Here is a 12,273-nt window from a genome sequence, read left to right as displayed (position 1 = left end):
CAGAACCGAAAGGCTCTGACCTATAAAAAAACTCTGGGGATTTTGCAAATGAATTTGCTGGCCAAACATTTCATCTTCTCAATTGTGGAGTAGCCATCACTGACCTCTTGCACAACCAATAAAGTTTCATTGCTTAGCGATAGAGTCTGAACGCATCGACAAGGCAATACGCTCGGCGGTGCCGATCGGGATCTCCCCGACTACCGTGACCATCATCTCGCCATCGGGCGTGGTCAGGCGACGCGATACCGCCACAGTGGGCCCAAGCTGGGTCCGGGTGTCGGTGACGGTTGCACCGTTGAGCGGCTCGAGAAAAACCGAGAACCGTGCCAAGCCATCGTCATACAGCAGGCTGTTGACCATCACCTTGGTTTCCGGATCTTTGCGGGCACTGCTGCTGGTCAACTCGAAGCCCGGCGGCAGCCAGTCGGAACGCCAGGTTTGCGCAGCCTTGACTGCCGAAGCCTTGTCACTATCAAGGGTGACAGGCTTGCAATCGGCGGTGGCACGCAGCTCGGCATCTCCAGGAACATCGTTGGTATCCAGGCGAGTGAACTGGAAGCGCTCGAGCAGTTGCCCCTTGTCGTTGAGCAGCAAGGACTTGAGCGGTAGCCCGGTTTCACGATCCAGGTGCAACTCGAAGCCGTAGCGGTGCTGGTCCTTCGGCGAGACCGAGACGATCACCGCCGGACGCCCTGCCACCCGCGACTTGCCGATGACGGCAAGGTCATACCAATTCTTGAGTTTCTGAGGATCCAGCGCACGCGCTACGGAGTCGGGAGAATCTCCCAACCCCGCCACCAACGTGCCACTGACACATTGGGTGCGACCATCGACACGCACCACCTCTTGAGCAGACCCATCGAGCTGGACCAGACGCTCGAGAACCTTTCCATCCTGGACACGATGCCAGATGTTATGGGTAGAGAAACTACCGTTACGCTCGTAAACGAAGGTGCCCTGGAAGCTTTGCTGCTGTTCCGCTTGCCCAAGACGCTGCAACCAGTCCTGGGCTTCGTCGGCGTGGGCTGGAACCACAAACCAGCCACTGAGCAGAAGCGAGAGTAGAGGGATGGCGCGCATGATCCTCCTTAGCGGTTTTCCAAGCTTGCCGCACGGGCATAAGGCAATGCGCTTTCAGTGCCTTTGAGTGCAGCTTGCTGGGCATGCTGACGCAGATAGCTGGGCAGACGCTGGTCATGCCAGCCTGGCTGTCCTTGCAATACGCCATTGGCCATGGGGCCAGTGGCTTCCGAATTCTCATTGTAGCCGGCCAATACCGCTGGGCCTTTGACCTGTGGCGCGGCCAGGGTGGGCTGGCCAGCCTGCTGAGCCAGCTCGACACCCGCGATCTCATCGTGGTTGTACAAGCGCACACCCGCCAGGACCGCAACGGTCACCGAGGCAGCTACCGCCAGGCGACCCAGGCTACGCCATGGCCCACGGGAACCCTTGGCAGGTACGGCTTCATCAGCCAGGGCTGCAGAAACGGCAGCGGCGATATCCAGGCGTGGAAGCAGCAACTCCTTGTGCATGGCCGCCCGGGCGATTTGATAACGAGCCCAGGTCTCACGGGTTTCCACTTCGTCGACGGCATTCAATACCCGACGTAATTCCAGTTCGTCCGCTTCGTTATCCATCACCGCGGACAGCGATTCCTGCAGGGCTTCACGACTCATGGCGGTTCCTCTCTTGGCTGTCGCCGCTGTCTCAGGTTTCCTGCAACAACGGCTGCAGGGCTTTATCGATGGCTTCCCGAGCGCGGAAAATCCGGGAGCGCACGGTACCCACCGGACATTGCATGACACTGGCAATGTCCTCGTAACTCAGACCATCGAATTCACGTAAAGTTAAAGCCGTACGCAAATCTTCAGGCAGTTGCTGGATGGTTCGATGGACGGTGCCCTCGATCTCATCCCGCAGCAATGAACGTTCCGGTGATTCGAGATCCTTCAGGCCGTGATCGCCGTCATAGAACTCCGCATCTTCAGAACTGACATCGCTATCCGGCGGCCGGCGGCCGCGTGAAACCAGATAGTTTTTCGCCGTATTGATGGCGATACGGTAAAGCCACGTATAGAACGCGCTGTCACCACGAAAATTACCTAGTGCACGGTACGCCTTGATAAAGGCTTCCTGTGCGACATCCTGGGCTTCATGGGTGTCGTGCACGAAACGCACGATCAACCCGAGAATTTTGTGCTGGTACTTCAGCACGAGCAGATCGAACGCTCGCTTGTCGCCACGCTGAACGCGCTCGACCAGCTGCTGATCCTCTTCCTGGGTTAGCATGAACACTCCTCGATAAGCTCGGAGGAGGCTTGCGCTACTAATCGATCAGGCTTGCAAACATAGACTCGGGCTTTTCGCAAAAGTTCTCCCCCTCCAAGCAAGTTTCCTGCGGGCTCTGATCCGGCACGCACGAAAAACGCAGCGCGGGCAAGGCCGGCTGCGCGAATAATCCTGTCGTCGATTTTCACCCCTGGAAAACAGGCTGAAAACCCTGGATAAAACCGACGCTGTCCCTTCTTTCAGGCAACCTTCTATTGAGTTTGGGGCCTTGGCAAAAGTTCCCAATCTTTATAGCCGTGCCGGACGAAGTTTGTGTAACGCTAAAGAGAAAAACAGCCTTGTACCCTCGATCGTCCCTGCCAGGCCTGGTAGCGGCCTGAGCCCTGGCTGACCGGGAGCAACGCTTTTGCTCAGCGAAGTCGCACAATGCCATGCAGGCGCGGCTATTGTGCCGCTCCCCCCCTCTATATACTAGTGGGCTGTGTGGCTGCTTTGACTTGCCGATTCAGGCGTCTTGCGCCAACCCCGTCCCGGGTCGCTTTGAGCGGAATCCTTCAAATGAGCCAACAGTTTCAACACGATGTTCTGGTGATTGGCAGCGGTGCCGCCGGCTTGAGCCTGGCCCTGACCCTGCCCAGCCACCTGCGGATTGCGGTCCTGAGCAAGGGCAACCTCGCCAACGGCTCGACCTATCGCGCCCAGGGCGGGGTGGCTGCGGTGCTGGACGACACCGACACGGTCGAGTCCCATGTCGACGACACCCTCAATGCCGGCGCCGGCCTGTGTCACGAAGACGCCGTGCGCTTCACCGTGGAGCATAGCCGCGAAGCGATCCAGTGGCTGATCGACCAGGGAGTCCCCTTCACCCGCGACGAAGAAGCCGGCAACGATGACAACGGCTTCGAATTCCACCTGACCCGTGAAGGTGGCCATAGCCATCGGCGGATCATCCATGCCGCGGATGCCACCGGTGCTGCCATCTTCACCACCCTGCTGGCCAAGGCCCGGCAGCATCCCAATATCGAGCTGCTGGAACAGCGGGTCGCGGTCGACCTGATCACCGAGAAGCGCCTGGGCCTGGAGGGCGAGCGCTGCCTGGGTGCCTACGTACTCAACCGCGCCACCGGTGAAGTCGACACCTTCGGTGCACGCTTCGTGATCCTCGCCTCTGGCGGCGCGGCCAAGGTCTACCTCTATACCAGCAACCCCGACAGTGCCTGCGGCGACGGCATCGCCATGGCCTGGCGCGCGGGCTGCCGAGTGGCCAACCTGGAGTTCAACCAGTTCCACCCTACCTGCCTGTACCACCCGCAGGCCAAGAACTTCCTGGTGACCGAAGCCCTGCGCGGCGAAGGCGCCCACCTGAAGCTGCCCAACGGCGAGCGCTTCATGCAGCGCTTCGATCCGCGGGCCGAGCTGGCGCCCCGGGACATCGTCGCCCGGGCCATCGACCATGAAATGAAGCGCCTGGGTATCGACTGCGTCTACCTGGACATCAGCCACAAACCGCAAGCTTTCATCAAGAGCCACTTCCCCACGGTCTACGAGCGTTGCCTGGAGTTCTCCATCGACATCACCCGGCAGCCAATCCCGGTGGTGCCGGCGGCCCACTACACCTGCGGCGGAGTCATGGTCGACCAGCATGGCCGGACCGACGTGCCAGGCCTCTATGCCATCGGCGAGACCAGCTTCACCGGCCTGCACGGGGCCAACCGCATGGCCAGCAATTCGCTGCTCGAGTGCTTCGTCTATGCCCGCTCGGCGGCGTCCGACATCCTCCGGCAACTGCCGCAGATCGCCTTGCCTATCGCCCTGCCCGCCTGGGATGCCAGCCAGGTCACCGATTCCGACGAAGACGTGATCATCGCGCACAACTGGGATGAACTGCGGCGGTTCATGTGGGACTACGTGGGCATCGTGCGCACCAACAAGCGCCTGCAACGGGCACAGCACCGGGTGCGTTTGCTTCTGGACGAAATCGATGAGTTCTACAGCAATTACAAGGTCAGCCGCGACCTGATCGAACTGCGCAACCTGGCCCAGGTCGCCGAGCTGATGATTCTCTCGGCCATGGCCCGCAAGGAAAGCCGGGGCCTGCACTACACCCTCGACTACCCGCAGATGCTCCCCGAGGCCCGGGACACTATTCTGCAGCCGCCCACCTATCGCGAGCGAACTTGAGCCGCACCCGCAGGCGCCGATGCTCATCGGCCGCCTGCGCATCCCGCGGGACGCAGACGGAATGGATCCGGCGCCGGCCCTTCAGGCGAAAACGCAATACCACGATCAACGGCAGCGCCAGGCTATCGGGACACAACTGCACCGCCTGCCAGCCGCCGGCGCGGTTCCACAACTGCCAGCCGGCGACACCGTGACGCAGGCAGGTGAAGGCCCGGGGGTGACTCAACAAGATTTGCCGAGGCAGCGCCCAGGCGGCGTGCAGCAGGCACAGCGACAGCCCCAGGAGCTTGGCGAAAAGCGGGATATCGAGAAGAAAAACGGCACCCAGGGCGAAAGCCTGGGCCAACAGATAAGCCGCCAGCAGTTGCATGGACGCCCGCCAGCGGCTCTCGAACAGCTTACTTGGGTTGGACACGATCCAGGATCATGCGCACCATGCGCTGCAACTCGGGATCAGGGGATTCGCTGCGCTCCATGAACCAGCCGAACATGTCCTGGTCCTCGCACTCGAGCAGGTTGCGGTAGCACTGGCGATCCGTTTCGTTGAGATGCGGATACACCTCCTTGACGAACGGCACCAGCAACACGTCCAGTTCGAGCATGCCGCGACGGCTGTGCCAGTAGAGGCGATTCAGTTCAACATCTTCAACCATGGAACGCTCCTCAAATAGGGCGCCAGTATACAGCCCGGGACAGGTGATGACAGTCGGCTTTGGTCGGCCACCGCCTATCCTTTGTGAACTATCCATTTCAAAGGCGCCCCCTTATTATGTGCCCCATACTTTTTACCCTGCGATGAACCATGGCTGACTCCGCTTTTTTCTGCCCCCTGTCCCACGAAGGCGTACTCGCCGTCCGCGGCCCCGATGCCAGCAAATTCCTGCAGGGCCAATTGACCTGCAACCTCAACTACCTCAGCGACAGCCAATCCAGCCTTGGCGCCCGTTGCACCCAGAAAGGCCGCATGCAATCCAGTTTCCGTATCCTCCTGGAGGGTGACGGCTGCCTGCTGGCCATGGCCGGTGAGCTGGTGGAGGCGCAACTGGTTGACCTGAAGAAATACGCGGTGTTCTCCAAGGCCAAGCTCAGCGATGAAAGCACCAGTTGGGCACGTTTCGGCCTGTCCTCGGCCCAAGCCGTCCTCGACCAGCTGGGCCTGGAACTGCCCCAGGAAGACGGCGCCGTGGCCCGGGCAGACGGCCTGATCGCCGTGCGCGTCTCGACCGACCGCGCCGAGCTCTGGGTCCCGGCCGAACGCGCCGCCAGCCTGGGCCAGCAACTGGCTGCGCAACTACCCGAAGGCCAGTTGAACCAGTGGCTGCTGGGACAGATCCGCGCTGGCCTGGGCCAGGTCATGGCACAGACCCGCGAACTGTTCATCCCGCAGATGCTCAACCTGCAGGCCGTGGGCGGCGTCAGCTTCAAGAAGGGCTGCTATACCGGCCAGGAAATCGTCGCCCGCATGCAGTACCTGGGCAAGCTCAAGCGCCGCCTGTACCGCCTGGCCCTGGCAGCGGACGAACAGCCGGAGCCCGGCACCCCGCTGTTTTCCCCAACCCACGGCAGCGCCATTGGTGAAGTGGTCCTGGCGGCCCGCGCTCCGGAACGGATCGAATTGCTGGCGGTGGTGCAGGCCGAGGCCGTGGAAGATGACAACCTGCACCTGGGAACGCCCGAAGGACCGGGCCTGCAATTGCTCGACCTGCCGTACCAGCTGGACCGTGATCGCGAAATCCAGCGCTGATCGCCTGACCTTTCCTGCAACACCCTAGAGAACCGAGATGACTGAGCTGGCGGAAAAGGTCCAACAGGATTTGGTGGAGGCCATCGACAACGATGACCTGGTCCTGCCAACCCTACCGGAGGTGGCCATGCAGATTCGCCAGGCCGCCGAAGACCCGGAAATCAGTGTCAGCACCCTGAGCAAGGTCATAGGTCGCGATACCGCCCTGTCGGCGCGGCTGATCAAGGTGGTCAACAGCCCGCTGCTGCGGGCGGCCCAGGAAGTCACCGACCTGCACACCGCCATTACCCGCCTTGGAGTCAACTACAGCAGCAACCTGGCCATCGGCCTGGTGATGGAGCAGATCTTCAACGCCCGCTCCGAGGTGGTGGAACGCAAGATGCGCGACGTCTGGCGGCGCAGCCTGGAGGTGGCCGGGGTCAGCTATGCCCTGTGCCGCAGCTACAGCCAGCTCAAGCCGGACCAGGCGGCGCTCGGCGGCCTGGTGCACCAGATTGGCGTGCTGCCGATCCTGACCTACGCCGAAGATCACTACGAGCTGCTGGCCGATTCGGTCAGCCTCAACCACGTGATCGAACAGATCCATCCATTGCTGGGGAACAAGTTGCTGCAGGTCTGGGAATTCCCCGAGCAGTTGGTGCAGATCCCCGAGCAGTACCTGGACTTCAAGCGTCAATCCGCCGGGATCGACTACGTCGACCTGGTCCAGGTAGCAACCCTGTACTGCCACAAGGACACCGACCACCCCCTCTCGCGAATCGATGCCTTCAGCGTGCCCGCCTTCAAGAAGCTGAAGATCGACCCGGAAGACCAGGCCATGTGCCGCGACCTCGAAGAGTCGCGTTCGATGCTCTACTGAGTGGCGCCCCTACAGGGGCTCCTGGCCAGCGCTGAAACTCACCCGCACCTTCAAGCCCGACGGCTGGCCGTCATGCAGGCTGATCTGCGCCAGATGCGCGCGACAGATCTCGCCGACGATGGCCAAGCCCAGGCCTGATCCGGCCACCTGCTGGTTGCGCCGGTAGAAGCGCTCGAAGACCCGGTCGCGATCCTCCAGGGGAATCCCCGGACCGTCGTCTTCCACTTCCAGCACTCCCGGCGCCGTGACCCGCAGCACCACGTTGCCGCCCGGCGGCGTATGGGCCAGGGCGTTATCCACCAGGTTGCTCAAAAGCTCATTGAGCAAGGTCGGCTCCCCCTTGAGCCACACCGGTTCATCGGCCTCCAGGGCCAGCGCCACGCCCCGGGCATGGGCCAGGGGCGCCATGGCCATGCCCAGCTCCCGAGCCAGTTGGCTGAGGTCGAGCAACTGCGCCCCGCCTTCGGCAATGGCCCGGGCACCGTTTTCCACCCGGGCCAGGGACAACAGCTGGTTGGCCAGGTGAGTCAGGCGATCGGTGCCCTGGGCCACGTTCTCCAGGGTCGAACGCCAGGTCTGCGGCTCATGGGAGCGCAGCCCCAGTTCGAGACGCGCCTTGAGCGCCGCCAGGGGGGTACGCAGCTCATGGGCCGCATCGGCGATGAACTGCGCCTGGCGCTCGAACTGACCGCGCAGGCGCTCGGTGAAATGGTTCAAGGCCCGTACCAACGGCCCCAGTTCATGCTGCACCGACACCAGTGGCAAGGGACGCAAATCATCCGGCTGGCGCTCCTCCACCGCACTGCGCAAGCGCTCCAGCGGCCGCAACGCGGCACTCACCGCGAACCACACCAGGAGCAAGGCACCGATGGCCAACATCCCCAGGCGCAACAGGGTATCGGCCATCAGGCTGCGGGCCATGGCCACCCGGGCTTCATCGGTTTCGGCCACGCGGATTTCCGCCATGCCGTTCATGTTCGGCTCGCTGACCGCCTTGAGCAGGCTCACCACCCGTACGTTCTGCCCTTGGTAGGTGGCATCGTAGAATCGCGCCAGGGCCGGATAGTCATCGGTGCGCGGGGTGCCCGGCGGTGGTCCCGGCAGGTTCTCGTAGCCGGAAATCAACTGCTGGTGGATATCGTTGACCTGGTAGTAGATCCGCCCTGCGCTGTCATAGGCGAAGGTGTCCAGGGCCACATAGGGCACGTTGGCGCTGAGGCTGCCATCACGCTGGGACAAACCGGCGGCGATGGTCCGCGCCGAGGCCAGCAGGGTTCGGTCGTAGGCGGTGTCGGCGGCCTCGCGACCGTTCCAGTAGGCGCTCAAGCCGCTGGCCAGCATCAATACCACCAGCAACAGCGCCAGGTTCCACAACAAGCGCCAGCGCAGGCTGCTGGGCCTATGCATCGCGACTTTCCAGCAGATAGCCCAGGCCACGGAAGGTGACGATAGCCACCGCGTGGCCATCGAGCTTCTTGCGCAAACGGTGGATGTAGATCTCGATGGCGTCCGGGCTGGCCTCCTCATCCAGGCCGAACACCTGGGACGCCAGCTGCTCCTTGCTCATGACCCGCCCGGGCCTGGCGATCAGGGCCTCGAGCACCGCCTGCTCGCGCGAGGTCAGGGTCAGCAGCTCCTGGCCCAGGGTGAAGCGCCGGGTATCCAGGTCGTAGGCCAGCACTCCGCACCGCTGCTGGCGCTCGCCGCCCAGCACGCTGCGGCGCAACAGGGCCTTGACCCGGGCCTCCAGCTCGGTCAGCTCGAAAGGCTTGGCCAGGTAATCGTCGGCCCCCAGGTTCAACCCGTGCACCCGGTCCTTGACGTCGCTGCGAGCGGTGAGCATCAGCACCGGCAGGTTCTTGCCACGGGTACGCAAGCGCGCCAGCACCTCGAAGCCATCCATGCGCGGCAGGCCGACATCCAACACCGCCATGGCGTACTCCTCGCTGCTCAGCGCCAGGTCGGCGGCCACCCCGTCGTGCAGCACGTCCACGGTCAGGCCCGTGCTCTTGAGCGCCTGGGCGACACTTTCAGCCAGTTGCAGATGGTCTTCGACCAGCAGGACCCGCATGGTTTTGCACCTCGTTCAGGGGGGAATCGACAGTACTTTTGCGCGCGGAGTGTACCGCCGCAACCGCTGCTGTGAAGCCCGAAAACCTTGAAAGCTGGCTGAAAGGTTAGCGAAAGGTTGGCCCTTTAGAGTCCTGTTACGGAAAGTTTCGGCAGCCTTGCCGAGTTCCGCCGACATGCAAAGCGCCTCGAAGCGTTTTCATCAGAATAAGAACAATATCGGAGTACCACCGGATGCCATCCACGCACTCCCAGGCCAGCGCGCCTGTGCGTTTCTCCCGCCTGACCCCGACCGCCCTCGCCAGCGCCGCCGCCCTTGCCGCTCCGCTGACCCAGGCCGCGTTCTTCGAAGACAGCAGCGCCACCTTCGAAACCCGCAACATGTACTTCAATCGCGACTTTCGCGACGGCACCAGCGCCCAGCAATCCAGGCGCGACGAGTGGGCCCAGGGCTTCATGCTCAACCTGCAGTCGGGCTACACCGAAGGCACCCTGGGATTTGGCGTCGATGCCCTGGGCATGCTCGGGGTCAAGCTCGACTCCAGCCCCGACCGCACCGGCACCGGCCTCTTGCCGACCCACGACGATGGGCGCGCGGCCAACCAGTACTCCAAGCTCGGCCTGACCGGCAAGGTCAGGCTCTCTGCTACCGAGCTGAAGATCGGCAGCCTGATCCCCGAACTGCCGATCCTCAAGCCCAACGATGGGCGGATATTGCCGCAGACCTTCCAGGGGGGCCTGCTGACGTCCAGGGAAATCAAGAACCTGACCTTCACCGGCGGCCGCCTGGACAAGGCCAAGGACCGCGACGACAGCAACTACGAGGACATCCGCCTCAACAACAAGAACGGTCGCTTCGCCGGCAACGTGGCCGGCAAGCACTTCAACTTCGGTGGCCTGGACTACAAGTTCAGCGACAAGATCATCGCCAGCTACCATTTCGCCCAGCTGGACGACGTCTACAACCAGCACTTCCTCGGCTTGCTGGCATCGCGCCCCCTGGGCCCCGGCACCTTCGCCAGCGACCTGCGCCTGGCCATCAGCAACGACCAGGGCCAGGCCCGCGGCGGCAAGATCGACAACCGCGCCCTCAACGGCCTGGTGAGCTATGCCTTGGACGGGCATAAACTCAGCGCCGGCTATCAGCACCTGTCCGGCTCCAGCGCCTTTCCCTACGTGGATGGCAGCGACCCTTACCTGGTGAACTTCGTGCAGATCAACGATTTCGCCGGCGCCGAGGAACGCTCCTGGCAAGCCCGCTACGACTACGACTTCGCCAAGCTGGGGATTCCCGGCCTGAGCTTCATGACCCGCTACCTGAGCGGCGACAACATCGCCCTGAAGAACGGCGACACCGGCAAGGAATGGGAGCGCAACATCGAGGTCAAGTACGTGGTGCAAAGCGGCACCTTCAAGGACGTCGCGGTGCGCCTGCGCAATGCCACCTACCGCTCCAACTATTCGGCTCGCGACGCGGACGAAGTACGCCTGCTGGTGAGCTACAGCGTGGCCCTGTGGTGATCCCACAGGCCGCGCCCACGGCCGGTGCTGGCAGGCCGGCCCCTGCGCCCAAGGATCGAGGACGACCCGGGCATACCGATAACAACTCCTGTGGAGACACTCATGGACTTTTCATTGCGTAAACTGGCCCTCGCCGCCGGCTGCCTGTTGTTCACCGGCCAGCTGCTGGCCGCATCCGCCGAACCCAAGCGCCCGGAATGCATCGCCCCGGCCTCCCCCGGCGGCGGCTTCGACCTGACCTGCAAGCTGGTGCAGAGCGCCCTGGTCAACGAGAAGATCCTCAGCAAACCGATGCGCGTCACCTACATGCCCGGCGGCGTCGGGGCCGTGGCCTATAACGCGGTCGTGGCCCAGCGCCCGGCCGATGCCGGGACCCTGGTGGCCTGGTCCAGCGGTTCGCTGCTGAACCTGGCCCAGGGCAAGTTCGGGCGCTTCGATGAAAACGCCGTGCACTGGCTGGCGGCCGTGGGCACCAGCTATGGCGCCATCGCGGTGAAGAACGATTCGCCCTACAAGACTCTCGATGACCTGGTCGCGGCCCTGAAGAAAGATCCGAGCAAGGTGGTGATCGGCTCCGGCGGCACCGTCGGCAGCCAGGACTGGATGCAAACCGCGCTGATCGCCAAGGCCGCCGGGATCAACCCGCGGGACCTGCGCTACGTGGCCCTGGAGGGCGGCGGGGAAATCGCCACGGCCCTGCTGGGCGGGCACATCCAAGTGGGCAGTACCGACATCTCCGACTCCATGCCGCACATCCTCGCCGGCGACATGCGCTTGCTGGCGGTGTTTTCCGAGCAGCGCCTGGACGAGCCGGAAATGAAGAACATCCCCACTGCCAAGGAACAGGGCTACGACATCGTCTGGCCGGTGGTGCGCGGCTTCTATCTGGGGCCGAAGGTCAGCGACGAGGAATACGCCTGGTGGAAAAACGCCTTCGACAAGCTCCTGGCCTCCGAGGAGTTCGCCAAGCTGCGTGACCAGCGCGAGCTGTTCCCCTTCGCCATGACCGGCCCGGAGCTGGACACCTACGTGAAGAAACAGGTGGCCGACTACAAGGCCCTGGCCAAGGAATTCGGCCTGATCCAGTGACCGCCCCATTCTGACGGCCCGGCCCTTGCGCTGCGAGGGTCGGGCCCGGGAGTTAGCCATGCTCGTTCAACGTCTATTCGCCTCGGTGCTGTTGCTGGCCTGTGCTGGCCTGGCACTGATGGCCTGGCCCTACCAGGCGGCCTTTTCCTACGAACCCGTGGGCCCAAGGGCCTTTCCGCTACTCATGCTCGGCCTGATGGGCCTGGCGCTGCTGTACCTGCTGCTGCGCCCGACACCGATCAAGCACAGCGACGACGAACCGCCCCTGGACCGTGAAACCCTGGTCAAGATCGCCCTCTGCGTGGCCCTGCTGCTGGTATTGGCCGGCACCTTCGAACCCCTGGGCTTCATCCTCGCCGGGATCCTCGCCGGCGTCCCCATGGCCCGCCTGTATGGCGGCCGCTGGTTGCCCAGCCTGGTGATCGTCAGCCTGCTCAGCATCGGCCTGTACTGGCTGTTCGATCGGGTCATGGACGTGCCCCTGCCCCTGGGCCTGCTCGACGTTCTGGAGAACTGA

General features: G+C 63.2%; 13 protein-coding genes. 6 read left to right on the top strand and 7 right to left on the bottom strand.

Annotation, left to right across the window (positions count from 1 at the left end; genetic code table 11):
• Positions 1 to 126 precede the first annotated feature (126 nt).
• From C4K40_RS07430 to rpoE, 3 genes are read right to left on the bottom strand one after another with little or no spacing between them, the layout of a single operon-like run.
• A complete protein-coding gene (locus C4K40_RS07430; protein ID WP_053135306.1) occupies positions 127 to 1,083 on the bottom strand; it encodes a MucB/RseB C-terminal domain-containing protein in 957 nt (318 codons plus the stop codon).
• Between the two features lie 8 nt (positions 1,084 to 1,091).
• Complete coding sequence (locus C4K40_RS07425; protein WP_022642865.1) at positions 1,092 to 1,679, bottom strand: sigma-E factor negative regulatory protein; 588 nt, start codon at positions 1,677 to 1,679, stop codon at positions 1,092 to 1,094.
• Positions 1,680 to 1,710: 31 nt separating this feature from the next.
• Entirely contained in the window at positions 1,711 to 2,292 is a 582-nt protein-coding gene (rpoE, locus tag C4K40_RS07420; RefSeq protein ID WP_022642864.1) for an RNA polymerase sigma factor RpoE, read from the bottom strand.
• Between the two features lie 558 nt (positions 2,293 to 2,850).
• Between rpoE and nadB the strand changes: the two genes are divergently transcribed.
• Positions 2,851 to 4,473, top strand: coding sequence for an L-aspartate oxidase (gene nadB, locus C4K40_RS07415; protein ID WP_022642861.1), 1,623 nt, complete (start codon positions 2,851 to 2,853; stop codon positions 4,471 to 4,473).
• On the opposite strand, the gene C4K40_RS07410 is transcribed toward nadB, so the two are convergent.
• Entirely contained in the window at positions 4,436 to 4,888 is a 453-nt protein-coding gene (locus tag C4K40_RS07410; protein ID WP_031321101.1) for a protein YgfX, read from the bottom strand. The genes nadB and C4K40_RS07410 overlap by 38 nt on opposite strands.
• The gene (locus C4K40_RS07405; RefSeq protein WP_022642859.1) at positions 4,872 to 5,126 is read right to left on the bottom strand and encodes a succinate dehydrogenase assembly factor 2; all 255 of its coding nucleotides are present in this window, start codon (positions 5,124 to 5,126) and stop codon (positions 4,872 to 4,874) included. The genes C4K40_RS07410 and C4K40_RS07405 overlap by 17 nt, the downstream gene beginning before the upstream one ends.
• Positions 5,127 to 5,275: 149 nt before the next feature.
• Here C4K40_RS07405 and C4K40_RS07400 point away from each other — a divergent pair, with 149 nt between their 5' ends.
• Positions 5,276 to 6,217: a folate-binding protein YgfZ gene (locus C4K40_RS07400; protein WP_053135309.1), complete on the top strand. Its 942-nt coding sequence runs from the start codon at positions 5,276 to 5,278 to the stop codon at positions 6,215 to 6,217.
• 37 nt (positions 6,218 to 6,254) lie between these two features.
• On the top strand, positions 6,255 to 7,076 hold the full coding sequence (locus C4K40_RS07395) for an HDOD domain-containing protein (protein ID WP_053135312.1): 822 nt from the start codon (positions 6,255 to 6,257) through the stop codon (positions 7,074 to 7,076).
• 9 nt (positions 7,077 to 7,085) lie between these two features.
• On the opposite strand, the gene C4K40_RS07390 is transcribed toward C4K40_RS07395, so the two are convergent.
• Together C4K40_RS07390 and C4K40_RS07385 are read right to left on the bottom strand one after the other, a co-directional pair.
• A complete protein-coding gene (locus tag C4K40_RS07390) occupies positions 7,086 to 8,483 on the bottom strand; it encodes a sensor histidine kinase (RefSeq protein WP_053135315.1) in 1,398 nt (465 codons plus the stop codon).
• Positions 8,476 to 9,147: a response regulator gene (locus C4K40_RS07385; RefSeq protein WP_022642855.1), complete on the bottom strand. Its 672-nt coding sequence runs from the start codon at positions 9,145 to 9,147 to the stop codon at positions 8,476 to 8,478. The genes C4K40_RS07390 and C4K40_RS07385 overlap by 8 nt, the downstream gene beginning before the upstream one ends.
• Before the next feature lie 233 nt (positions 9,148 to 9,380).
• Between C4K40_RS07385 and C4K40_RS07380 the strand changes: the two genes are divergently transcribed.
• The 3 genes from C4K40_RS07380 to C4K40_RS07370 all read left to right on the top strand — a co-directional run bounded on the left by C4K40_RS07380 (position 9,381) and on the right by C4K40_RS07370 (position 12,273).
• Positions 9,381 to 10,667, top strand: coding sequence for an OprD family porin (locus C4K40_RS07380; RefSeq protein ID WP_053135317.1), 1,287 nt, complete (start codon positions 9,381 to 9,383; stop codon positions 10,665 to 10,667).
• Between the two features lie 102 nt (positions 10,668 to 10,769).
• Positions 10,770 to 11,756 carry a tripartite tricarboxylate transporter substrate binding protein gene (locus C4K40_RS07375; protein WP_053135321.1) on the top strand — a complete coding sequence of 329 codons (987 nt, stop codon included), beginning with the start codon at positions 10,770 to 10,772 and terminating at the stop codon, positions 11,754 to 11,756.
• Positions 11,757 to 11,814: 58 nt separating this feature from the next.
• Positions 11,815 to 12,273, top strand: coding sequence for a tripartite tricarboxylate transporter TctB family protein (locus C4K40_RS07370; RefSeq protein ID WP_053135323.1), 459 nt, complete (start codon positions 11,815 to 11,817; stop codon positions 12,271 to 12,273).

Origin of the sequence: Pseudomonas sp. CMR5c (assembly GCF_003850545.1) — a bacterium.
In the GTDB taxonomy this organism is placed as follows: Bacteria; Pseudomonadota; Gammaproteobacteria; order Pseudomonadales; family Pseudomonadaceae; genus Aquipseudomonas; species Aquipseudomonas piscis.
This window is presented reverse-complemented; position numbering and strand designations above follow the sequence as displayed.